The organism is Stenotrophomonas sp. 22692 (assembly GCF_052045015.1).
In the GTDB taxonomy this organism is placed as follows: domain Bacteria; phylum Pseudomonadota; class Gammaproteobacteria; order Xanthomonadales; family Xanthomonadaceae; genus Stenotrophomonas; species Stenotrophomonas geniculata.
In genome coordinates, this window is the sequence record NZ_JBQEMR010000008.1 from 1 (window position 1) to 20,796 (window position 20,796).

The window sequence follows — 20,796 nt, forward strand, 5'->3', positions numbered from 1 at the left end:
CGGCATGGATGCCGCGGCCAAGCCCCCAGGGACGGGTTTACGGCGTCCCCCGCCACCGGACCCGCCCCGCCATCCCTCAGTAGCCCAGCTTTTGACGTTGCCTCTGCGGGTGCAGGGCGCAGCCCTGCCGGAATCCAACACCCCTCAGCAGGCCTCAGCCACCGCAGTGCGGGGACGCCCCAGCCATGCCAGCAGCAACCCCGTGGCCGCCAGCAGGCCACCGGCCACCGGGATCGCCGCGTAACCCAGCCCCGAACTGATCACCGCACCACCCAGCGCGGCGCCCACCGCATTGCCCAGGTTGAACGCACCGACGTTGATCGACGACGCCAGGCCCGGCGCCTCGCTGGCCGCCTGCATCACCCGGATCTGCAGCGGCGGCACGATAGCGAAGGTCGCTGCGCCGAACAGCAGCACGCCCAGCGCCGCAGTAGCATGGTGCATGAAGGCCAGTGGCAGCACGAACATGAGTACGGCCAGGACCGCCAGCAGGATGCGCGTGGCGCCATCCAGCGACCAGTCAGCCATGCGCCCGCCGATACCGTTGCCGAGGGTGAAGCCGATGCCGATCAGGGCCAGCGAGATCGCGATGAAGGTATTGGAGGCGCCGGTCAACTCGGTCAGCACCGGCGCCACGTAGGTGTAGAGGGTGAACATCGCGCCCGCGCCGAGGACCGTGGTGCCCATCGCCAGCAACACCTGCGGCTGCAGGATCGCCTTCAGTTCGCGGCGCACGTCCGGGCGCGGACCCGGCGCAGATGCCGGCAGCGCGAAGCCCAGCGCAGTGATCGCGACCAGGCCCAGCACCGCAGTCCCGGCGAAGGACAGGCGCCAGCCCAGCTGCTGGCCCACCCAGGTGGCCAGCGGCACGCCACCGATGTTGGCGATGGTCAGGCCCATGAACATGGTGGCCACGGCAGCAGCCTGCTTGTCCTTCGGCACAAGGCTGGCGGCGACCACCGCACCGATGCCGAAGAAGGCACCGTGATTGAGACTGGTGACCAGACGCGACAGCAGCAGCAGGCCGTAGTTCGGGGCCAGTGCCGAGAGCAGGTTGCCAGCCACGAAGATCGACATCAGCAGCATCAGCGCGGTGCGCTTGCCGAACCGTCCCATCAGCAGCGTCATTACCGGGGCCCCCAGCATCACGCCCACGGCGTAGGCGGTGATCAGCATGCCGGCGGTGGGAATGCCCACGCCCACGCCGTCGGCGATGACTGGCAACAGGCCCATCGGCGCAAACTCGGTGGTTCCGATGGCGAAGGCGCCGACGGCAAGCGCCAGCAAGGCGGCTCTGGAATTCATGGGAGGTTTTCCTGGGGGCGGGAATCGGGAGTGCGTAGCCTGCGCGCTCTGCTGTTCCGGATTAAGCCTCGCCCCGGGAAAACACTGTTGATCCTGGTTCACAAGTGGCGGCAGCAACCCTGCTGCAGATGCAAAAACCGCAGCGCCGGTGTAGAACCGGGCCCCACAACGCAGAACCCCCGGCCAGGCCGGGGGTTCTGAGGGACGCACACGCCAGCGGCGCGCTTACCAGTTACCGGCGCCCGGCACATTGTGTTCGCGGGCGCGGCGGCGCATCAGCAGGTTCAGCCACTCCACCAGCACCGAGAAGCCCATGGCAGCGTAGATGTAGGGCTTGGGAATGTGCACATCCAGGCCATCCAGGATCAGCACCGCACCGATCAGCAGGATGAAGGCCAGCGCCAGCATCTTCACGGTCGGGTTGGCATCGATGAAGCGGCCCAGCGGGTTGGCAGCCAGCAGCATCACCGCCACCGACAGCAGGATCGCGGCGACCATCACCGGCACGTGGTCAGCGATGCCGACCGCGGTGATCACCGAGTCCAGCGAGAACACGATGTCGATGACCGCGATCTGCGCGATCACGTAGCCGAACACGGCCGACGCCTTGGTGGTGCTGGGGTCTTCGTCCTCGCCACCGCTGATCAGTTCCTTGATCTCCATCCAACCCTTGATGATCAGGAACAGGCCACCAACGATCAGCACCAGATCTCGGATGGAAATGCCCATGCCGGCCACGGTGAACAGGTTCGCCTGCATGTGCGCCAGGTACGCCAGCGATACCAGCAGGCAGATACGGGTGATACAGGCCACCGCGATGCCGAGCCGACGCGCGAACGGGCGGCGGTGCTCTGGCAGCTTGCTGACGGCGATGGAGATGAACACCAGGTTGTCGATGCCGAGCACGATTTCCAGCGCGCTCAACGTGAACAGGGTCAACCAGACATTCGGATCGGCAAGAAACTCAAGGGACATGGGAAGTCTTCAACAAGGGGGAATGAGGGATCAGCCGTAATTGCCGGCCATTGCATGCGGGACCACGACCAGCGCCCAGCACAGAAGCACGTTCATCATCAGCACGAAGACCGCCGCCGAGCCCATGTCCTTGGCGCGGCCGGCCAGCTCATGGATCTCGCTGCCGTAACGTTCGATCACCGCTTCGATGGCCGAGTTGGCCAGTTCCATCGCCAGCACCAGCAGCATCGAGCCGATCAGCAGCGCGCGCTCGACCGGGGTCTGGCCCAGCCAGATCGCGACCGGGGTCAGCAGAATCAGCAGGTAGACCTCCAGCCGGAACGAGGACTCGTGCAGCCAGGCGGCGCGCAGGCCCTGCCAGGACCAGCGGGCGGCCTGGACGATGCGGCGCGGGCCGCGGGGCAGATGGCCGAACTGATCAGCCACGGGTGGAACATCCAGCAACAGGGGCGCGGCGCAGCGACCGCTCAGACGCACGGCAGGGAATCATGGGTGCACAGGGATAGGCAGATGGCCGCCATTTTGCCACAAGGCCGCCAGCCGCATCCCGGCAGCGGCCCGGTGAATGGACTGCCTAGGGCAAGCCCCGGCCCGCCCCAGCTTCTATGATGGCTTTCCCCTTCCCTGCTGGAGCGCCTGATGTCCCGTCACCGTACCCGCCTGCTGATGCTGGGCCTGCTGACCGTCGCCCCCCTGGCCCAGGCGCTGAGCCCGGCCAAGCCGCCGCGCGTGCCCGAGCAGGTCTCCAACGTGGCCTGGGCCGGCGACATGGCCCGCTTCGCCAGCGCCGACCAGGCCAACCCGCCGCCACGGGGCGGCATCGAGTTCATCGGCAGCTCCTCGATCCGCATGTGGGAAGGCCTGGCAGCCGACTTCCCCGGCCAGCCGGTGTTCAACCGCGGCTTCGGCGGTTCGGAAGTGCGCGACAGCACCTGGTATGCCGACCGCATCGTGGTGCCGTATGCGCCGTGCAAGGTGTTCTTCTACGCCGGTGACAACGACCTCAACAGCGGCCGCAGCGCCGTGCAGGTGCGCGACGATGTGGTTGCCTTCGTGCAGCGCGTGCATCGCGACCTGCCGAAGACCAGGGTCGAGTACCTGTCGATCAAGCCGAGCCCGTCGCGTGCGCATCTGCTGCCGGCGATCAACGAAGCCAACGCGCTGATCAAGGCCGCCCTGGCCAAGCTGCCCAATACCGGTTTCACCGACGTCTACACACCCATGCTCGGCACCGATGGCCAGCCGGATGCGTCGCTGTTCCGCGAGGACATGCTGCACATGACCCCGGCCGGCTATGCGATCTGGGCCAGGGCGCTGGCGCCGAAGGTCAACTGCAACTAGGGACTGCGGACGCCGCAGAGGCGCCACGCGCACGCCTTCCGGTCGATGCCAACCTTGGTTGGCATCGGGCACCGGCGTGACTCCTGTTGAAAGCGCCGACCAAGGTCGGCATCTACCGAGGCAGCAGGTGCCGCGTCAGCGGAACACCACCGTGGCCTCGGTGCCCTGGCCTGGCTCGCTGGCCAGGCTGACCTTCCAGCCGAAGCGGTCGCACAGCCGGCGCACGATCGACAGGCCCAGGCCGGTGCCCTGCGGACGGCTCGGCTCGGCACGGTAGAACGGCTCGAAGGCCCGCGACAGCGCGTCGGCCGACATGCCGATACCGGTATCGCGCACCACTACCCGGTCGTTGTGCACATGCACGTCGATGCGCCCTTCGTCGGTGTAGCTGCAGGCGTTGCGCACCAGGTTGCTGACCACCACCTGCAGCACCCGCGGCGGCGCATGCAGCTGCACCGGGCCATCGCTGTGCAGGTGCACCGACACCGGGCGCGTACCCAGCAGTTCGTTGGCGTTGTCCACTTCATAGCGGACGATGTCGTTGACGTCGAACAGCTCGACCTGGGGCTCGACGTCGGCCTCGCGTGCCAGGATCAGGAAGGCATCGATCACCGCCTCCATGTCACGGCCGGCACGCTGGATGCGCTGCAGGCTGCGGCGCAGGCGCGGCTCCAGGCTGTCATCGCCCAGTGCCATGTCGCTGGCGACGCGGATGACGGTCAGCGGTGTGCGCAGTTCATGGCTGGCGTCGCGGGTGAAATTGCGCTCGCGCGCCACATGCGCGCTGACCCGGTTGGCCAGCGAATGCAGTGCGGCCGCCAGCTGCCGGGTCTCGCCCTGCATGTCCGCCGGCAGCTTGTTCGGTTCCAGGTCGGCTGCCTCCGGGTGGCCCGGGTCCCAGCGTGAGACGCGCCGCGCCAGCCAGTTCACCGGCGACACCAGGCGCTTGGAGGCCCGATAGGTCACCCAGCTGGCGCCATACACCGCCAGCAGGGTCAGCAGCACCGGCACGATGCCGAACCAGAACGCCAGCATCTCCGCGCGCGAACGCAGGAACACCAGGTACAGGCGGCCGGCCGGGCGCACATCGACCAGCACCAGCTGGTCGTCCTTGGGCAGTTCGTGGAAGCCGGGTTCCAGATTGCGCAGGTTGGCCGGCAGCGACAGGGCCGACTGCCCGCTTTCCAGCAGGTAGCCACGGATGTTCTGGGTGTTGGGCGGGGGCTGCACCGGCGAGGCCTCGTGCAGCGTCCAGAAGTACGCCGCCTCTTCGCGCAGGGCGGCGCCGACCAGGCTGTGCTTGATCACCAGCGAAACCAGCCACGCACCGAGCAGGATGCCCAGGCTGGCCAGCACTGCCTGCAGGATGAAAGCGATACGGATCTTGCGCGGCAGGCCGTGCGGCATTGCGGAGTCCCGGTCAGAGCGCTGCGATTATAGGCAGCGCACCGCGCCGTTGGGATGCACGGGCGATGACCGGCGGCACTGCCGGACGATCATCCCCTGCCCTTGTGCCGGGCCGCAGCCCGGCCCGGCCTGCGGCTGCACCGGCGCGGGCCTGCTCAGGCCATCGGCTGGGCGATGTCGGCAATGCGGTAGCCGGCACTCTGCACGGTATGCAGCAGCGGACGGTCGAACGGCTTGTCGATGATCTTGCGCAGGTTGTACAGATGGCTGCGCAGGGTGTCCGAATCCGGCAGGCCGTTGCCCCAGATCTCGCGTTCGATCTCCTGGCGGGTGACCACGCGCGGCGATTCGCGCATCAGGATGGTCAGCAGGCGCAGGCCGATCGGCGACAGCTGCAGCTCGGTACCGGCACGGGTGGCACGCATGCTGACCGGATCGAGCACCAGGTCGGCGACCTTGAGCACTTCCGACCCCACCTGGCGACGTTCGCGGCGGATCAGCGCGCGCAGGCGGGCTTCCAGCTCCTGGATCGCGAACGGCTTGGTCAGGTAGTCGTCGGCGCCGAACCCGAGGCCGGTGAGCTTGTCGTCCAGCGTGTCGCGTGCCGTGAGCATCAGCACCGGGGTGGACTTGCGCGCATCGTTGCGCAGGCGACGGCACACTTCGATGCCATCCAGGCGCGGCAACATCAAGTCGAGCACCACGACGTCATAGCTGTTTTCCGCCGCAAGGCGGTAGCCATCCAGGCCGTCCTGTGCATAGTCGACTTCAAAGCCGCGACCTTCCAGGTATTCCCCGATCATCTCGGAGATGTTGCGGTTGTCTTCGACCACCAGCACCAAGCCGGAGGTCTCCTTCGTCTGACGCATGTGATTCCCTCTAACTTCAGCTTTGTGAAACATGCCGGATCGACGGTGGACGCGATGTGAAGTTCCGTCAAGAGGGAAGTAAATCGTTCAGAGCAGAGGGCGCAGCAGCGGCCAGACGTTGTCCAGCACCTTCGGCTGCGCCTGTGCGGTCGGGTGCAGGCCATCGGCCTGCATCATGCCCGGCTGCAGGGCCACGCCCTCCAGCAAGAACGGCAGCAGCGGCACCTTGTACTGCGTGGCCAGCGCCTTATAGGCCGCGGCCAGGCGCTGGCGGTAGGCCGGGCCGTAGTTGGGCGGCACGTCGATGCCCAGCAGCAGCACCTTGGCACCGGCCTTCTGGCTGGCCTGCACCATCTTTTCCAGGTTGCCCTGCACCTGCGCCGGGGTCAGTCCGCGCAGCGCGTCATTGCCGCCGAGGGCAATCACCACCACGGTCGGTTTTTCCTTCGCCAGCAGGCCCGGCAGGCGGGTCAGCGCGCCGGCGGTGGTTTCCCCGCTCATGCTGGCGTTGACGATGCGTGCCGGGGTTTTCGACTGCTGCCTGACCCGCTGCTGCAGCAGGCTGACCCAGCCGGCGTCGACGGGGATATTGTGGGCTGCACTGAGGCTGTCGCCCAGGACCAGCACGGTGCCGGCCGGACCTTTGGCACAGGCCAGCCCGGGCAGCAGCAGGAACCCTAGCAGCAGCACCATCATCACGCCGGCTCGCCGGCTCCATCCCGTCTTGCGCATTGGAGTCTCCTCATCGACAGCCTGTCCCCCCGCAGCGCGTCCGTTGCCATCGCCGTCGACCAGGTCGGCAAATCCGTGCAGGGCCCGGAGGGTGAAGTCCACATACTGGACAACATCACCCTGACCGTCCATGAAGGCACCAGCGCGGCCATCGTCGGCGCCTCCGGTTCCGGCAAGACCACCCTGCTCGGCCTGCTGGCCGGGCTGGACCTGCCCAGCCGCGGCCGCATAGGCCTGGCCGGGCAGGATCTGGCGGCACTGGATGAGGAAGCACGTGCCCAGCTGCGCGCACGTGAGGTCGGTTTCGTGTTCCAGAGCTTCCACCTGCTGCCGGCGCTGACCGCCGCCGAGAACGTGGCGCTGCCACTGGAGCTGGCCGGGCGCGAGGACCGCGTACGGGTCGATGAAGTGCTGGCCCAGGTTGGCCTGGCCCATCGCGCCCGCCACTACCCGCGCCAGCTGTCCGGCGGCGAGCAGCAGCGCGTGGCACTGGCGCGCGCCTTCGTCACCCGCCCACGCATCCTGTTCGCCGACGAACCGACCGGCTCGCTGGACCACGCCGCCGGCCAGCACATCAGCGACCTGCTGTTCGAACTCAACGCGAGCAGCGGCACCACGCTGGTGCTGGTCACCCACGACCTGCGCCTGGCCCAGCGTTGCCAGTACATCCACCGCATCGACAACGGCCGCCTGCTGCCGGTCGAGCGTGGGGCGCAGGCATGAACCTGCTGCGGCACGCGTGGCGCGCGCTGCGCCGCGAGGCGCTGGCCGGCGACCTGCTGACCGTGTTCGCCGCACTGGTGCTGGGCGTGGCAGTGATGACCGCAGTCGGCACGCTGGTGAACCGGGTCAACCTGGCCCTGACCGGCAGCGCAGCGGAAATGCTCGGCGGTGACCTCGGCATTGCCGGGCGCGATGACCCGCCGCAGGCGTTCGCCGACGAGGCGCAGCGGCGTGGACTGGCCTTCACCCGCATCGCCAGCTTCGGCAGCGTGCTGTTCAACGGTGATGCCAGCCAGATGGCCAGCATCAAGGCGGTGCAGGCGGGCTATCCACTGCGCGGCACGCTGCGGGTGCGTGCCACACCTGGCGGCGCCCTGATCGCCGAGGCCGGCATGCCCCCCAAGGGCCAGGCCTATGCCGACCCGCGCCTGCTGCAGGGGCTGGGGCTGAAGACCGGCGATGACCTCGAATTCGGCGCCGGCACGCTGCGTATTGCCGGCATCATCGAGGCCGAGCCGGATGCCGGTGGCGACCTGTTGACCCTATCCCCCATCCTGCTGGTCAACCGTGCTGACGTGGAGGGCACCGGCCTGCTCGGCCCCGGCAGCCGCATCAACTACCGGCTGATGTTTGCGGGACCGGCGGGGCAGATCGCGTCCCTGCGCGAGTGGCTGCTGCCACAGGTGAAGGGCCTGCGCCTGCTGAGCGTGGATGACACCCAGCGCGGCGTGCGCCAGGCCTTCGATCTGGCCGGCCGCTTCCTCGGCCTGAGCGCGCTGCTGGCAGTACTGCTGGCCGGCGTGGCGACCGCGCTGGCGGCCAACCGTTTTGCCCTGCGCCGTATCGACCAGGTGGCGATCCTGCGCTGCCTGGGTGCGCGCCAGCGCGACATACTGCTCGGCCTGGCACTGCAGCTGCTGATGCTGGCAGTGCCGGCCTGCGCGCTTGGCATCGGCCTGGGCATGGCCGCGCAGGAAGGGCTGGTGCAGGTGCTGGGCAGCCTGGTGCCGCAGCGCCTGCCGCTGCCGGAAGCGATGCCGGCGCTGACCGGTGCCGGCATCGGCCTGTTGCTGCTGTTCGGCTTCGGCCTGCCACCGCTGCTGCGCCTGCGCGGGGTGCCGCCGATGCGCGTGCTCAACCGTTCCTTCGCCTCCCTGCCGCCGGCCTCGCTGCTGGCCTATGTGGCCGCGCTGGGGGCGAGCCTATTGCTGGCGGTGCAGGTCACCGGTGACCTCAAGCTGGCGCTGTGGGTGCTGGGTGGTCTGGCCGCGCTGGCGGTGGCGGCCGGGGTGGTCGGCTTCGTGCTGCTGCAGTTGCTGCGCGGCCTGCAGCATCGCCTGCATGGCAACTGGCGACTGGGCCTGGCCGCACTGACCCGGCGCCGCCTGCTGGCGGTGATGCAGCTGGTCGGGCTGTCGCTGTCGCTGTGCGCGCTGTTGCTGCTGGCTGTGACCGGCCCCGGCCTGCTGCAGCAGTGGCGCAAGCGGCTGCCCGCTGACACGCCGAACTACTTCCTGATCAACATCCAGCCCGAACAGCGCGACAATGTGCTGGCAACGCTGCGCGGGCTGGGTGCCAACGACGCCAGCATCGAACCGATGGCCACCGGCCGCCTGATCGCGATCAACGGCAAGCCGCCGCTGCGCGTGGACCGCTCGCCGGAACAGAGCGGGCAGCCAGCGTCAGGCGAAGCACAGCGGGACGACGATGATGAAAACCGGCCGTTGAACTTCAGCTGGCGCAGCAGCTTCCCGCCGGCCAACACGCTGCTGAACGGCACGTTCTGGAAGGCCGACAGCACCGCGCCGGAAGCCTCGGTGGAGATCGGCTGGGCCAAACGCTACGGCGTGCATCCGGGCGACCGCATCACCATTGCAGTGGGCGAGCAGGAACGCGAATTCACCGTCACCAGCGTGCGCAAGGCGGACTGGAACACCTTCCGGCCCAACTTCTTCGTGCTGTTGAACCCCAACGCCGTGGGTGACACCCCGCACAACCTGCTGTCGGCATTCCACCTGCCGGCCGGCAAGGCGGCCGGGCTGGGCGAGCTGGTACGCGCGCAGCCCAACCTGTCGCTGCTGGACGTGGATGCGGTGATCTCGCAGGTGCGCGATGTGATGGAACGGGTGGCACAGGCGGTGCAGCTGGTGATGGTGTTCAGCCTGCTGGCCGGCGTACTGGTGCTGCTGGCCGCGCTGCAGGCCACGGCGGGCGAGCGTCGCTACGACAGCGCGGTGCTGCGCACGCTGGGCGCGACCCGGCGGCAGCTGCGCGGCGCGGTGCTGGTGGAATTCGGCGCGCTGGGCACCCTGGCCGCGTTGCTGGCAGTGGGGGCGGCGGCCGCCATCGGTGTGGCGGTCTCGCAGAAGGTGTTCGAGCTGCCGTTGCTGCCGCCGTGGCCGGGCCTGCTGATCGGCGGCGTGGCCGGTATCGGGTTGAGCCTGCTGGCCGGCTGGTGGGGTACGCGGGCGATCCTGCATACGCCACCGGCACTGGCCCTGCGCGAGGCCTGAGGCGGCGCCGGACCGGGGCGCGTGCCGAGCAAGCTCGGCACTTACCAAGAACACATGACGGCGTTGCCAGTGTTCAAGGAACAAGCACATCCACGCATGGCGTGGATCTACTGGGCTTTTTCCACGTACTTGGCGAACACGTCGTCGATCTGCGTGTCCTTCACCTTCTTGCCGGCCTGGATCTCTTCGGCCTGGGTGAACAGCGGGATGATCATCGCCATGCCGTCGATCCTGGTCTTCAGGTGCACGCCCGGGGCCTGGCCGAGGAAGCCGTCCCAGCGCTGACGCACCTTGGCCCAGTACCCAGCGGTGGCCTTCCAGTAGTTGCGCGCCGGGGTGAAGTCGATCTCGGTGGTCTTCACGTAGTCGTTGAAGCCGAACTCGCGCGCGATCTCCACCTGGCTGCCATCGGCGTTGCGCTGCACCTTGGTGTTGAACTGCTCATGGGTCCAGCCGTTCGGGGTCAGCGTATGGCGGTTGATCACGGCCAGCGCGTTGTAGTCGCTGCGCTTGGTGTACTCACGACGCGGCAGCGGACGCCAGCTCAGGTCGCTGGTCCAGCTCGGCACGTTGTTGGTGTAGGTCCATTTGCCGGTGCCGCAGTAGCGCGGTGCATCGCTCACTTCATACACGCACTGGGTCCAGGCACCCTGGTTTACCGCCGCCGGAATGCTGCGCACCTTCCAGGTCTGGTCGGCACTGAACTCGAAACGGTTCGGTGCCTCGTACACCCAGTCCTGGCGCCAGTGCTTGGTGATGTGGCCGCTCTTCTCGTCCAGCAGCAGGTGCTGCAGCACGATGCGCTTCGGCGTGTCCTCGACCACGATGACCACTTCGCTGCCACCGCTGCGCATCGCCGGTGCACGCTCGTAGCCCGGCTTCAGCAGCACGGTCTCGTCGAACGCGAAGTCCACGGTGTACTCACCCTGCATGGCCAGGATGCTGTCGTGGTCGCGGGCGATGTCGGAGGGCTGCGCGCTGGCCACGCCGCTGGCGGCGAGCAACAGCAGTACGCTGGCTGTCTGGAGCTTCATCGGGGTCTTCCTTCGGGGGTGCAGATTCATTGAGGGGCCATCCATGGCCGTCGGGCGTTCCATCAGAAAAGGATCAGAGGCGGATCAGCGGCAGGTCGCCGGGAGCCCGCGGTGCCGGCCGGCGTGCGGCGTCGGCGCAGCAGCAGTCGTCGATGGCCAACTCGCCCTCGGCGCCTTCCAGGCGGGCGATGCGGCGTGCGGTGGCTGCGCCCAGCGACGACAGCGTCGACAGGCTGGCCGCGAGTGTGCGCCCATCATCGGCGGCATGCAGGCGCAACGCACACAGGCGCCAGCGCTGGCCGCCGAGATGACCGGCCAGGCGCCGCCACAGGCGTTCGCCGACACTGCCGTCGCTGTCATGCTGTGGACCCGGCGGCAGCGCGGCCACCAACCGGTCCCAGGCCAGGAAATCGCTGTCCGGCAGCAGGTACAGGCGCCATACGCAGCGGCCACGGGCGTCAAGGAAGCACAGGCTTTCGCGCAGGCCCTCGCTGTCCACGCCCTGGCAGGCGTGCACGCGTACGGCCTGGCGCCAGCCACCCAGCTCGTTGCCGTCAGCGTGGTACAGGCACAACACGGTGCCGAGCGTGGCCAGCTGTGCCGGGGTCGGCCAGGCCCCGCTGTGCGGCGCGGCGATGGAGTCATTCCTGCGTGCGGACAGTGCTCGGCTCATGAGGTCACCAGGAAACGGCAAGGCTGGCGGAGAAGGTGCGGCCCGGGCTGCTGAAACGATCGCTCAGTGCGCGATTGGTGATCAGGCTCGGGGTGATCGACGACCATTCGATGTAGCGCTTGTCGGCCAGGTTGAACACGCCGACATTGAAGGTGGCACCCGGTGCGAAGTTCCAGTGCGCCATCAGGTCGAGCACGCCGTAGCCGGCCGGCTGGTAGACGAACGGCGCCGGTGCGTTCGGATTGGTCTGCGCAGCAGGCGGCGGCAGGCGCTTCTTGCGCTGTACGAAGGTGCCGGCCAGTTCGACGCCCCAGGTATCGGTGTCGTACATCAGGCCCAGCGTGCCGCGAAGCGGATCGACCGAGGCCAGCGGTTCGTCATCGGTCCGGTTGTCACCACGCGACCATGCCAACGCACTGCGCAGCGCCCAGCCCTTCAGCGCCGGGCTGAGCTCGCCGAACTCGATGCCGGCCTTCATTTCCGCGCCATAGATGCGTGCTTCGGCGATGTTCTGCGACTGGAACACGGTCAAACCCTGTGCGTTGCGGCCGGTATCGACGTTGGACTGGATGAAATCCTTGTAGTCGTTGTAGTAGCCGCTGACGCTGACGTACGCCGCCGGCGCGATGAAGCGCAGGCCCAGTTCGTAGCCGTCGCTGGTTTCCGGCTTCAGGTCCGGATTGGCGATGGCGGTATAGCGGAAGGCGACATTGGTCAGGCCGATGTTGACGTCGTTGTACGGCGGCGATCGGAAGCCATGCGCATAACCGGCGAACAACGACCACTGGTCGGTGAAGCGCCAGACCATGCCCAGCTTCGGCGACACGCTGGTCTTCTTCAGCTGCGCCACGGCCGTGGTCGGGTTGTCTTCGGCGAAGATGCTGTCCACTTCCGGCTTCAGCTCGTAGCGGTCCACGCGCACGCCCGGCACCAGCGACAGCCTGCCATCGGCAAAGCGCATCTCATCCTGTGCATACAGGCCCAGCTCGGTGGTCTTGCTGATCGGGAAGTCACGCACCGGGAAGGTGTCCGGCAACACCGTGTTGCTGACCACGCCCGCCTTGCTGACCTGGTAGCCGTCGCGCTTCTGGCGGATCTCGGTACGGGTGCCTTCGAAACCGTAGGTCACTGCGTGCTCGACGCTGCCGGTGGTGAACGCCTTGTTGAACTGCGCCTGCAGGCCATAGGCATGCTGGTCGAAGGAGAACACGCGGTGGCGTCGGGTGCCGTCGGTGCGCGTTTCGTCGGTCTGCTGCCGGGTTTCGCTGTTCTGCGCGTACACCTGCCAGTGCAGGCTGTCGGCGAACGGCTGGTCCAGCGCATCCATTTCGTGGGCGAAGGACACGCGATTGCGCTTCTGGGTGTCGTGGGACTTCATGCCAGTGGCCGCAGCCGTCGCGCCGGGACGCGGCGCAACACTGGCAATCGCCGACAGCACATTGGTATCGGTGGTGTCTTCGTTGCCTTCCACGGTCAGGCGGAAGCGCTGGTCCTCGCTCGGTGCATAGACCAGCTTGCTGAGCAGGCTGCGGCCGTCGCGATCCTGCGGATTGGACGCGGTGCGGGTGTCGTTGTCGCTGCGCACCGCGCCCTTGTTGTCGGTTTCCTGGCCCTGGTGGTGGTTGACGTTGACCAGGCCGCTCCAGTGGTCACCACCAAAGGCCGCCGTGGCACCGCCAAGCAGGCCCTTCCACTCACCGTCGTAGCCGAACTTCAGGCCGAAGTAGCTGTTCTTGCCGTCCTTGAGGTAGTCGGCCGGGTCCTTGGTCACGAACGCGACCACGCCGCCCAGTGCATCGGAGCCGTACAGCGAGCTGGCCGGGCCACGCACGATCTCGACCCGCTTGAGCGTATCGAGGTCGGTGAAGTTGCGGTTGGAACTGGCGAACGAACCGATGTCGAACCGGGTCGGCATGACGATGCCGTCGGTCTGGATGCGCACGCGGTTGCCGTCCAGGCCACGGATGCGGAAACCATCCAGGCCGAAGCGGGTCGCGCTGCGGGTGACCGACAGGCCCGGTTCGTAGCGCACCAGATCCTTGATGTCCTGCACCAGGTGCCGGTCCATCTGCTCACGGTCGATGACGTCCACGGTGGCCGCCACGTCGCTCAGCGCCCGCTCGGTGCGGGTGGCGGTGACCTGCACCCGATCGAATTCGCGCGCATCGGGGGCAGCAGTGGCAGCAGCGTGGGCGGACAGCGGCAGCGCCATCCAGACAGCAAGGCAAAGGGCGGTATGGCGGGTCATCGGGTTCGTTCGGTCAGGCAGGGGAACCCCCGGTTACCGGCGCACCCGGAAGGTGCACGCGGTAGACCGAGGGGGAGAGAGCGGGAGCGGACGGGTCGCCCACCCTGTCGGCGCTGCCGGCAGGAGGGAGGGAGGCGGGCGACCAGACCGCGATTACTTGGTCAGGATCAGCTTGTCGTTGCTGGTGTGCCGCAGGCGATAGAAGCGGTCGCCGTGCTGGATCAGGATTTCACGACGGCCCTTGAGCAGGGCTTCGCTGTCGATGACCTCTTCCGGCGGAACGACGCGGACCGGTCGATCGCGGAGCGTCAGCGTTTCGGGGCGCAGCAGTACAGGTTGAGCATTCATGAGCATCTGGACTCGTGCGAGGGACGAGTTAAATGATAATGATTCTCAGTTGACAATCAACAACCATTCTCAATTTCATTGATGAGATTAATGATCGAATTGGGAAATTCGATAGCTTTTGTCAATCAAATAGCGGCGTAGATGTGTAGAGTCGACTGTTAGTCGACTGCTGTTGCTCGAAGCAGTCGTTTATTCGAAGCAGTCGACTAACAGTCGACTCTACCGATCCCGTTCCCGATCCCTCGGCCGAGCCGACCTGGCCGAGGCCCCAGGCCCGGTCGGCCCCCGGGGTTCAGGCGAAGACGGCTTCGACCTGGGCCCAGCCGGCGGCGTCGACCTGCTCCAGCACGTCCAGTGCCTGCAGGTTCTGCAGCAGCTGGCTGACCCGGCTGGCGCCGAGGATCACGCTGGAGACATTCGGGTTGCGCAGGCACCAGGCAATCGCCAGCGTGGCCGGGGCCTGGCCCAGCGCGCGCGCGACTTCGCTGAAACGGCGCACCTGACCCAGGCGGGCCCCGGCGTCGGCCCCCAGCACCAGGTCCTGCAACCACTCCATGCCTTCGCGCCCCAGCCGTGCATCGGCCGGGATGCCCTGGTCGTACTTGCCGGTGAGCAGGCCCGAGGCCAGCGGCGAGAAGATGGTGGTGCCCAGGCCGGCACCGGCATACAGCGGCGCGTACTCGACCTCGACCCGCTCGCGGTGCAGCAGGTTGTACTGCGGCTGCTCCATCGACGGGCCCTGCAGGTTGCGCGCCTCGGCGATGTCCAGCGCCTGCTGGATCTGCGCCGCCGACCACTCCGAGGTGCCCCAGTAAAGGATCTTGCCCTGCCGTACCAGGGTATCCATGGCGTGCACGGTCTCGGCGATCGGCGCGTCCGGATCCGGGCGGTGGCAGTAATAAAGGTCCAGGTAGTCCACCCGCAGGCGCTTGAGTGCAGCGTGGCAGGCGTCGGTCACGTGCTTGCGCGACAGTCCGCGCTGGGTCGGTCGCGGGTCCTTGGCGCTGCCGAAGAACACCTTGCTGGACACGCAGAAGCCGTCGCGCGGCAGGCGCAGGTCGGTGATCACGTCCCCCATGACCTGTTCGGCACGGCCGTTGGCATAGCCCTCGGCGTTGTCGAAGAAGTTGACGCCATGATCCCAGGCGGCGGCCACCAGGTTGCGGGCCTCATCGCGCGGAACCTGATCGCCGAAGGTCACCCAGGCGCCGAAGGACAAGGCGGAAATCGGCAGGCCGGTGGAGCCCAGGCGACGGTATTGCATGCGAATCTCCTGCTGCGGGCCCGCATCCGGGCCGGGATCAAACCCCATTCTACCTGCCGCCGCCAGCCGCAAGCCCTTGCCGTTGCTGGCCTGATCGGCACCGATGGCCGCGCACACGCTGCTTTTTCTTGCCCCGGCCCCTGCCCTGCACTAGGCTTCCCGTTTTTCGCGACGCCCCAGGGGAGTCACTCACATGGTCGAAGGTTTGGGCAGGATCGGCTTCGGCCTGTTCGGGTTGGCGGTGCTGATCGGCATCACCTGGTTGTTTTCCAATAACAAGCGCGCGGTTGACTGGAAGCTGGTTGCCACCGGTATCACCCTGCAGATCGCCTTTGCGGCGCTGGTGATCCTGGTGCCGGGCGGGCGCGACGTGTTCGACGCGCTGGGCAAGGGCTTCGTCAAGATCCTCAGCTACGTCAACGAGGGCTCGGGCTTCATCTTCGGCTCGTTGATGGACACCAAGAATTACGGCTTCATCTTTGCCTTCCAGGTGTTGCCGACCATCATCTTCTTCTCTGCACTGATGGGGGTGATGTACCACCTCAACGTCATGCAAGCGATTGTGCGCGTGATGGCGTGGTCGATCACCAAGGTGATGCGCGTGTCCGGCGCGGAAACCACCAGCGTCTGCGCCAGCGTCTTCATCGGCCAGACCGAGGCGCCGCTGACCGTGCGCCCGTACATCGCCAGGATGACCCAGTCCGAGCTGCTGACCATGATGATCGGCGGCATGGCACACATCGCCGGTGGCGTGCTGGCGGCCTACGTGGGCATGCTCGGCGGCGGTGATCCGGCGCAGCAGGCCTTCTATGCCAAGCACCTGCTGGCGGCCAGCATCATGGCGGCCCCGGCCACCCTGGTCGTGGCCAAGCTGCTGATCCCGGAAACCGGCACCCCGCTGACCCGCGGCACGGTGAAGATGGAAGTCGAAAAGACCTCCAGCAACATCATCGACGCGGCCGCTGCCGGCGCCGGTGACGGCCTGAAGCTGGCGCTGAACATCGGTGCGATGCTGCTGGCCTTCATCGCTCTGATCGCGCTGTTGAACGCACCGCTTACCTGGATTGGCGATGTGACCGGCCTGGCCGCTGCCATCGGCAAGCCGACCAACCTGTCGACCATCTTCGGTTACGTACTGGCCCCGATCGCCTGGGTGATCGGCACCCCGTGGGCCGATGCCACCACCGTCGGTTCGCTGATCGGCCAGAAGGTCGTGATCAACGAGTTCGTGGCCTACACCGAGCTGTCGCAGATCGTGAACGGCCAGATCGCCGGCGTGAGCCTGTCCGAGGAAGGTCGCCTGATCGCTACCTACGCGCTGTGCGGCTTCGCCAACTTCAGCTCGATCGCGATCCAGATCGGCGGCATCGGCGGGCTGGCCCCGGAACGTCGCCACGACCTGGCCAAGTTCGGCCTGCGCGCCGTGCTGGGCGGTACCATTGCCACCTTCATGACGGCGACCATCGCCGGCGTGCTGACGCACTTCAGTTGAACCCTTGGTTGAGAAAAGATTCCCTATGAGCAGCAGTGTCGTTGTCGTCGGTTCCTTCAATGTCGATCACGTGTGGCGGTGCGAGTCGCTGCCGGCACCGGGTGCGACCATTGCCGGCCGTTACAGCACCGGCCCCGGTGGCAAGGGCTTCAACCAGGCCGTGGCGGCCTGCCGCGCCGGTGCCGACACCCACTTCGTGTGCGCGCTGGGCGACGACGCCGGTGGCGCCACCGCCCGTGAGCTGGCCGCGCAGGACGGCTTCGGTCTGATCGCCGAAGCCAGCAGCGAACCGACCGGCACCGCCGGCATCTATGTGGACGCGCGCGGCCGCAACACCATCGTGATCGGCCCGGGTGCCAACGCCGCGCTGAGCACCGACTTCCTGCAACAGCAGCAGGCGCTGCTGACCGGCGCCAAGGTGGTGCTGGTGCAGCTGGAATCGCCGGTGCAGACCATCGAAGCGGCACTGGCCACGGCCCGCGAGGCCGGCGTCACCACCGTGCTCAACACCGCACCGGCCGATGCCCCCTCCACCATCGGCCTGCTCAAGCTGGCCGATGTGATCACCCCGAACGAGACCGAGTTCGCCGCCCTGCTCGGCCGTCATGTCGGTGAGCGCGTGGATGCCAACGACGTCGCCGCGCTGGATGGCGCCAGCCTGCACGCGCTGTGCCGCAAGCTGGTCGGCAACGGCACGGTGGTGGTGACCCTGGGTTCGGTGGGCGTGTTCGTGTCGCATGCCGACGAGAACCTGCGCGGCGATACCCAGCCGTACTACCGCGTGGGTGCCGAACAGGTGCAGGCGATCGACACCACCGGCGCCGGCGACGCCTTCAACGGTGCGCTGGCCGCATCGCTGGCACAGGTGGCCGACGCCCCGTTCGCCCGTCACGTGCGCTTCGCCAACCAGTTCGCCGGTCGTTCGACCGAGAAGGAAGGTGCCGCTGCGGCAATGCCGCGTTTCACCCCGGCCGACGCCGAAGCAAAGTAATTCCACGCCATGCGTGGATGAAGAAGCCCGGGTGTGCAGACACCCGGGCTTTTCTGTTTGCTTTTCAATGAGGCAGATCCACACCATGCGTGGATGAACGAGACCGCGCAAGCCATCCCAGCAACAGGCCAGCGGCAATCGCCAGCAACGCGACGGCCGCGCCCACCGCGCCCAGCGATGCCAGGCCGAAGCGTTCGATGGCCCCACCTCCCAGCAGCGCACCCAGGCCGATGCCGGCGTTGGCCGCAGACACATTCAAGGTTCCGGCCAGCGCCTGTGCCTGGGGCGCTGCACGCATCACCCGCACCTGGCACAGCGGGAACAATGCGGTATGCGCCACACCCCACAGGACCAATGCGATGAGCACGAATGCGCCGTGGCCGGCCAGCCCGACACTGGCCAGCATGCCCAGCGCCAGCACCGCGCAGAACACCAGGGTCGCGCCCAGGGGCGCACGATCGACCCAGCGCCCACCCAGTGCATTGCCGAGCAGTCCCACGGCGCCGAAGCCCATCAACCACCAGCCCACCTGTGCCGCCGGTACCCGCATCAGCCGCTCCAGTACATCGGCCAGGTAGGTGTAGGCAGCAAACATCGCGGTGAACACCAGCACCGACAGCAGCACATGGCCCAGCAACTGCGGCTGGCGCAGTACACGTGCCTGCTCGCCCAGCGCGCGCCGCGGCCCGGCCACGGTGTCCGGCATCCACAACGCCAGCGCGCCCGCCATCAACAGCGACAGGGCCGCCAACAGCCAGAAGCTGCCGCGCCAACCGAGGGCGTCGGCGGCCAACGTCCCCAGTGGGATACCGAACAGCATTGCGGCGGTGATACCCAGGTAGACCCGCGCGACCGCACGGCCTCCCTGCCCTGCAGGAGCCAGCTGCACAGCAGTCTCGCTGGCGGTGCCCCAGAACACCGGCAGGGCCAGTGCCGGCAGCACCCGCGCCAGCGCCAGCAGCCACGGCTGCGTGGCCATCGCGGCCAGCGCGTTGGAAGCCGCGAACAACAGCAGGATGACCACGAACAGGCGGCGCCGGCCGACGTGTGACAGCAGCGCGGTCAAGGGTGGCCCGGCCAGCATCACGGTGAACGCGAACAAGGTGACCAGCTGCCCCGCTCGGGCGATGCCCAGGCCAAGGTCGCGCGCCAGCGCGGGCAACAGGCCGACGATCAGGAACTCGGTGGTGACGATGACGAAGGCGGACACCGCCAGCAGGACGACTGAAAGACGTGCGCGAGCGTTTGCGTGGACAGCGGTCACGGCGGAATCAAGGGAGGACATGGGCGGGCATCAGAACAGGGGTCGCCAGCCTATTTCCTCCGTGAGTTCCGATTGCTGCTATGTTTTCCATCGATTCCGGACAAAATTTCTCCCCATGCTTCCCACCGAGCGCCTGCGCGGCATAGAGGCCTTCGTCGCCACCGCCGATGCCGGCAGTTTCACTGCCGCCGCCGAACGCCTGCACCTGACCAGTTCGGCGGTGGGCAAGACCATCGCGCGGCTGGAGGCGCGGCTGGGAGCGCGGTTGTTCGAACGCAGCACGCGCCGCCTTCGCCTGACCGAGGCCGGTGAGGGCTTCTACCGCACCTGCGTGCGGGTGCTGGGCGAACTGGCCGATGCCGAGTCAGTGCTGGTCTCGCACGCAGACGCTCCCGTGGGCCGCCTGCGGGTGGATGCGCCGGCCACCTTCGGGCGCCTCAAAGTCTGGCCGTTGCTGCTGCAGCTGGCCGCCGAGTTTCCACAGCTGCATCCGCAGGTGACCTTCAGCGACCGCTTCAGCGACCTCGCCGAGGACGGCGTCGACCTCGCCGTACGCATCGGCGGTCCCGAGCCGCTGCCCGCCACGCTGGGCAGCCGCCAGCTCGGTTACGAATGCCTGCGCTTCTGCGCCTCCCCGGCCTACCTGCTCCGGCATGGCCAGCCCCGCTCGGCCGCCGAGCTGGCTGGGCATGACGGTGTGCTGTTCGGACGCGCGGACGGCAGCATCGGGCCGTGGCAGGTGGCCGATGGCGGGCAGCGCAGTACACCGCTGCAGGCCCGCGCGCGCCTGGTGGTTGGCAGCGCCGAGGCCCAGGTGGCGGCGGTCGAGGCCGGCTTCGGCATCGCGCAGCTGGCCACCTGGCTTGTCGATGACGCGCTGGCGCGCGGCAGCCTGGTCTCGATCCTGCCGTCGCTGGACTGCCGCGGCCTGCCGCTGCGCCTGTTGTGGCCGCAGGGCCGGCAGCGGCTGCCACGCGTGGACGTGGCCCTGGACCGTCTCGGCGCCGGGTTGCAGATCGATCCGCCGCGCTGAGCGCAGCGCTATCACCTGTGGTCGCATCGGACGGCTGCGACTGCCGGTCGCATTGCCCGCATCCCGCCCCTCACCCACCATCCGCGCAGCGTTTCAGCGTGGGCAGGACATGGACGGATTCCCTTGGTTGCTGGTTGCCGCCGCCGGTAGTGCCATTGCGGCCCTGCTGCATATCGGCTGTATTGCCTTCGGCGCCGCGTGGTACAGGTACTTCGGTGCTGGCCCGCGCATGGTCCGGCTGGCACAGGCCGGGCATTGGTGGCCGCCGCTGATGACCGCCGGCATTACGGCCGTGCTGGTGGCCTGGACCCTGTACGCACTGGCCGCCGCGGGCTGGCATTCGCCGCTGCCGGCCAGCCGTCTGGTCCTGTCGGGCATCGCCCTGCTGTCGCTGCTGCGCGCGGCGATGGGCTTCGGGCTGGCCCTGCTCCAGCCCGGCGACAACGGCCGGCGCTTCTGGGTGGTCAGTTCACTGGTGTGCCTCAGCCTGGGGCTGGCCTTCGCCCTGGGTACCCGCCAGGCCTGGCAGAGCCTGGGGTAGCCGCCTACCATCGCCCGCCCGTTGGGGGCGGCGGAAGCAACCG

Annotated in this window: 19 protein-coding genes; 7 read left to right on the forward strand and 12 right to left on the reverse strand. The window is 67.8% G+C overall.

Annotated elements, in window-relative coordinates; translation table 11 throughout:
- Positions 1 to 144: 144 nt before the first annotated feature.
- The 3 genes from ACTJJM_RS08925 to ACTJJM_RS08935 all read right to left on the reverse strand — a co-directional run bounded on the left by ACTJJM_RS08925 (position 145) and on the right by ACTJJM_RS08935 (position 2,706).
- Complete coding sequence (locus ACTJJM_RS08925; protein ID WP_010481852.1) at positions 145 to 1,305, reverse strand: MFS transporter; 1,161 nt, start codon at positions 1,303 to 1,305, stop codon at positions 145 to 147.
- Positions 1,306 to 1,530: 225 nt separating this feature from the next.
- Positions 1,531 to 2,280, reverse strand: coding sequence for a TerC family protein (locus ACTJJM_RS08930; protein ID WP_440865402.1), 750 nt, complete (start codon positions 2,278 to 2,280; stop codon positions 1,531 to 1,533).
- A gap of 30 nt (positions 2,281 to 2,310) precedes the next feature.
- Positions 2,311 to 2,706 carry a diacylglycerol kinase gene (locus ACTJJM_RS08935; RefSeq protein ID WP_010481854.1) on the reverse strand — a complete coding sequence of 132 codons (396 nt, stop codon included), beginning with the start codon at positions 2,704 to 2,706 and terminating at the stop codon, positions 2,311 to 2,313.
- Between the two features lie 213 nt (positions 2,707 to 2,919).
- On the opposite strand from ACTJJM_RS08935, the gene ACTJJM_RS08940 reads away from it, so the two are divergent.
- Complete coding sequence (locus tag ACTJJM_RS08940) at positions 2,920 to 3,621, forward strand: SGNH/GDSL hydrolase family protein (RefSeq protein ID WP_053442536.1); 702 nt, start codon at positions 2,920 to 2,922, stop codon at positions 3,619 to 3,621.
- A gap of 135 nt (positions 3,622 to 3,756) precedes the next feature.
- Here the strand turns inward: ACTJJM_RS08940 and ACTJJM_RS08945 are convergent, their stop codons facing one another.
- The 3 genes from ACTJJM_RS08945 to ACTJJM_RS08955 all read right to left on the reverse strand — a co-directional run bounded on the left by ACTJJM_RS08945 (position 3,757) and on the right by ACTJJM_RS08955 (position 6,629).
- Positions 3,757 to 5,028, reverse strand: a complete 1,272-nt coding sequence (locus ACTJJM_RS08945) for a sensor histidine kinase (RefSeq protein WP_049399778.1) — start codon at positions 5,026 to 5,028, stop codon at positions 3,757 to 3,759.
- A 155-nt stretch (positions 5,029 to 5,183) separates the two neighbouring features.
- Complete coding sequence (locus tag ACTJJM_RS08950; RefSeq protein ID WP_002811889.1) at positions 5,184 to 5,897, reverse strand: response regulator transcription factor; 714 nt, start codon at positions 5,895 to 5,897, stop codon at positions 5,184 to 5,186.
- An 87-nt stretch (positions 5,898 to 5,984) separates the two neighbouring features.
- Positions 5,985 to 6,629 carry an arylesterase gene (locus tag ACTJJM_RS08955; protein WP_043398033.1) on the reverse strand — a complete coding sequence of 215 codons (645 nt, stop codon included), beginning with the start codon at positions 6,627 to 6,629 and terminating at the stop codon, positions 5,985 to 5,987.
- Positions 6,630 to 6,704: 75 nt separating this feature from the next.
- Between ACTJJM_RS08955 and ACTJJM_RS08960 the strand changes: the two genes are divergently transcribed.
- A complete protein-coding gene (locus tag ACTJJM_RS08960) occupies positions 6,705 to 7,352 on the forward strand; it encodes an ABC transporter ATP-binding protein (protein WP_440865403.1) in 648 nt (215 codons plus the stop codon).
- Positions 7,349 to 9,865: an ABC transporter permease gene (locus tag ACTJJM_RS08965; RefSeq protein ID WP_440865404.1), complete on the forward strand. Its 2,517-nt coding sequence runs from the start codon at positions 7,349 to 7,351 to the stop codon at positions 9,863 to 9,865. The genes ACTJJM_RS08960 and ACTJJM_RS08965 overlap by 4 nt, the downstream gene beginning before the upstream one ends.
- A gap of 107 nt (positions 9,866 to 9,972) precedes the next feature.
- Here the strand turns inward: ACTJJM_RS08965 and ACTJJM_RS08970 are convergent, their stop codons facing one another.
- The 5 genes from ACTJJM_RS08970 to ACTJJM_RS08990 all read right to left on the reverse strand — a co-directional run bounded on the left by ACTJJM_RS08970 (position 9,973) and on the right by ACTJJM_RS08990 (position 15,432).
- Entirely contained in the window at positions 9,973 to 10,899 is a 927-nt protein-coding gene (locus tag ACTJJM_RS08970) for a DUF6607 family protein (protein ID WP_440865405.1), read from the reverse strand.
- Positions 10,900 to 10,972: 73 nt separating this feature from the next.
- On the reverse strand, positions 10,973 to 11,572 hold the full coding sequence (locus tag ACTJJM_RS08975) for a Hemin transport protein (protein ID WP_423161735.1): 600 nt from the start codon (positions 11,570 to 11,572) through the stop codon (positions 10,973 to 10,975).
- A gap of 4 nt (positions 11,573 to 11,576) precedes the next feature.
- The gene (locus ACTJJM_RS08980) at positions 11,577 to 13,820 is read right to left on the reverse strand and encodes a TonB-dependent hemoglobin/transferrin/lactoferrin family receptor (RefSeq protein ID WP_440865406.1); all 2,244 of its coding nucleotides are present in this window, start codon (positions 13,818 to 13,820) and stop codon (positions 11,577 to 11,579) included.
- A 153-nt stretch (positions 13,821 to 13,973) separates the two neighbouring features.
- Positions 13,974 to 14,168: a hemin uptake protein HemP gene (gene hemP / locus ACTJJM_RS08985; protein WP_005412278.1), complete on the reverse strand. Its 195-nt coding sequence runs from the start codon at positions 14,166 to 14,168 to the stop codon at positions 13,974 to 13,976.
- Between the two features lie 292 nt (positions 14,169 to 14,460).
- Positions 14,461 to 15,432 (reverse strand): aldo/keto reductase, encoded by a 972-nt coding sequence (locus ACTJJM_RS08990; RefSeq protein ID WP_010481868.1) that lies wholly within the window; start codon positions 15,430 to 15,432, stop codon positions 14,461 to 14,463.
- A gap of 193 nt (positions 15,433 to 15,625) precedes the next feature.
- Between ACTJJM_RS08990 and ACTJJM_RS08995 the strand changes: the two genes are divergently transcribed.
- Positions 15,626 to 16,924, forward strand: a complete 1,299-nt coding sequence (locus ACTJJM_RS08995) for a NupC/NupG family nucleoside CNT transporter (RefSeq protein ID WP_049453452.1) — start codon at positions 15,626 to 15,628, stop codon at positions 16,922 to 16,924.
- Positions 16,925 to 16,949: 25 nt separating this feature from the next.
- Complete coding sequence (locus tag ACTJJM_RS09000; protein ID WP_010481872.1) at positions 16,950 to 17,915, forward strand: ribokinase; 966 nt, start codon at positions 16,950 to 16,952, stop codon at positions 17,913 to 17,915.
- 64 nt (positions 17,916 to 17,979) lie between these two features.
- On the opposite strand, the gene ACTJJM_RS09005 is transcribed toward ACTJJM_RS09000, so the two are convergent.
- On the reverse strand, positions 17,980 to 19,200 hold the full coding sequence (locus ACTJJM_RS09005; RefSeq protein ID WP_049482036.1) for an MFS transporter: 1,221 nt from the start codon (positions 19,198 to 19,200) through the stop codon (positions 17,980 to 17,982).
- Positions 19,201 to 19,294: 94 nt separating this feature from the next.
- On the opposite strand from ACTJJM_RS09005, the gene ACTJJM_RS09010 reads away from it, so the two are divergent.
- Both ACTJJM_RS09010 and ACTJJM_RS09015 read left to right on the forward strand, forming a co-directional pair.
- A complete protein-coding gene (locus ACTJJM_RS09010) occupies positions 19,295 to 20,212 on the forward strand; it encodes a LysR family transcriptional regulator (protein WP_010481875.1) in 918 nt (305 codons plus the stop codon).
- A gap of 109 nt (positions 20,213 to 20,321) precedes the next feature.
- Positions 20,322 to 20,753: a hypothetical protein gene (locus tag ACTJJM_RS09015; RefSeq protein ID WP_440865407.1), complete on the forward strand. Its 432-nt coding sequence runs from the start codon at positions 20,322 to 20,324 to the stop codon at positions 20,751 to 20,753.
- The last annotated feature ends 43 nt before the right edge of the window (positions 20,754 to 20,796 follow it).

What these genes read in the sequence shown, in the direction of transcription:
- ACTJJM_RS08925 (WP_010481852.1), bottom strand. Translation starts at nt 1,305, where the DNA reads ATGAATTCCAGAGCCGCCTTGCTGGCGCTTGCCGTCGGCGCCTTCGCC.
- ACTJJM_RS08930 (WP_440865402.1), bottom strand. Translation starts at nt 2,280, where the DNA reads ATGTCCCTTGAGTTTCTTGCCGATCCGAATGTCTGGTTGACCCTGTTC.
- ACTJJM_RS08940 (WP_053442536.1), top strand. Translation starts at nt 2,920, where the DNA reads ATGTCCCGTCACCGTACCCGCCTGCTGATGCTGGGCCTGCTGACCGTC.
- ACTJJM_RS08945 (WP_049399778.1), bottom strand. Translation starts at nt 5,028, where the DNA reads ATGCCGCACGGCCTGCCGCGCAAGATCCGTATCGCTTTCATCCTGCAG.
- ACTJJM_RS08950 (WP_002811889.1), bottom strand. Translation starts at nt 5,897, where the DNA reads ATGCGTCAGACGAAGGAGACCTCCGGCTTGGTGCTGGTGGTCGAAGAC.
- ACTJJM_RS08955 (WP_043398033.1), bottom strand. Translation starts at nt 6,629, where the DNA reads ATGCGCAAGACGGGATGGAGCCGGCGAGCCGGCGTGATGATGGTGCTG.
- ACTJJM_RS08965 (WP_440865404.1), top strand. Translation starts at nt 7,349, where the DNA reads ATGAACCTGCTGCGGCACGCGTGGCGCGCGCTGCGCCGCGAGGCGCTG.
- ACTJJM_RS08970 (WP_440865405.1), bottom strand. Translation starts at nt 10,899, where the DNA reads ATGAAGCTCCAGACAGCCAGCGTACTGCTGTTGCTCGCCGCCAGCGGC.
- ACTJJM_RS08975 (WP_423161735.1), bottom strand. Translation starts at nt 11,572, where the DNA reads ATGAGCCGAGCACTGTCCGCACGCAGGAATGACTCCATCGCCGCGCCG.
- ACTJJM_RS08980 (WP_440865406.1), bottom strand. Translation starts at nt 13,820, where the DNA reads ATGACCCGCCATACCGCCCTTTGCCTTGCTGTCTGGATGGCGCTGCCG.
- hemP (WP_005412278.1), bottom strand. Translation starts at nt 14,168, where the DNA reads ATGAATGCTCAACCTGTACTGCTGCGCCCCGAAACGCTGACGCTCCGC.
- ACTJJM_RS08990 (WP_010481868.1), bottom strand. Translation starts at nt 15,432, where the DNA reads ATGCAATACCGTCGCCTGGGCTCCACCGGCCTGCCGATTTCCGCCTTG.
- ACTJJM_RS08995 (WP_049453452.1), top strand. Translation starts at nt 15,626, where the DNA reads ATGGTCGAAGGTTTGGGCAGGATCGGCTTCGGCCTGTTCGGGTTGGCG.
- ACTJJM_RS09000 (WP_010481872.1), top strand. Translation starts at nt 16,950, where the DNA reads ATGAGCAGCAGTGTCGTTGTCGTCGGTTCCTTCAATGTCGATCACGTG.
- ACTJJM_RS09005 (WP_049482036.1), bottom strand. Translation starts at nt 19,200, where the DNA reads ATGTCCTCCCTTGATTCCGCCGTGACCGCTGTCCACGCAAACGCTCGC.
- ACTJJM_RS09010 (WP_010481875.1), top strand. Translation starts at nt 19,295, where the DNA reads ATGCTTCCCACCGAGCGCCTGCGCGGCATAGAGGCCTTCGTCGCCACC.
- ACTJJM_RS09015 (WP_440865407.1), top strand. Translation starts at nt 20,322, where the DNA reads ATGGACGGATTCCCTTGGTTGCTGGTTGCCGCCGCCGGTAGTGCCATT.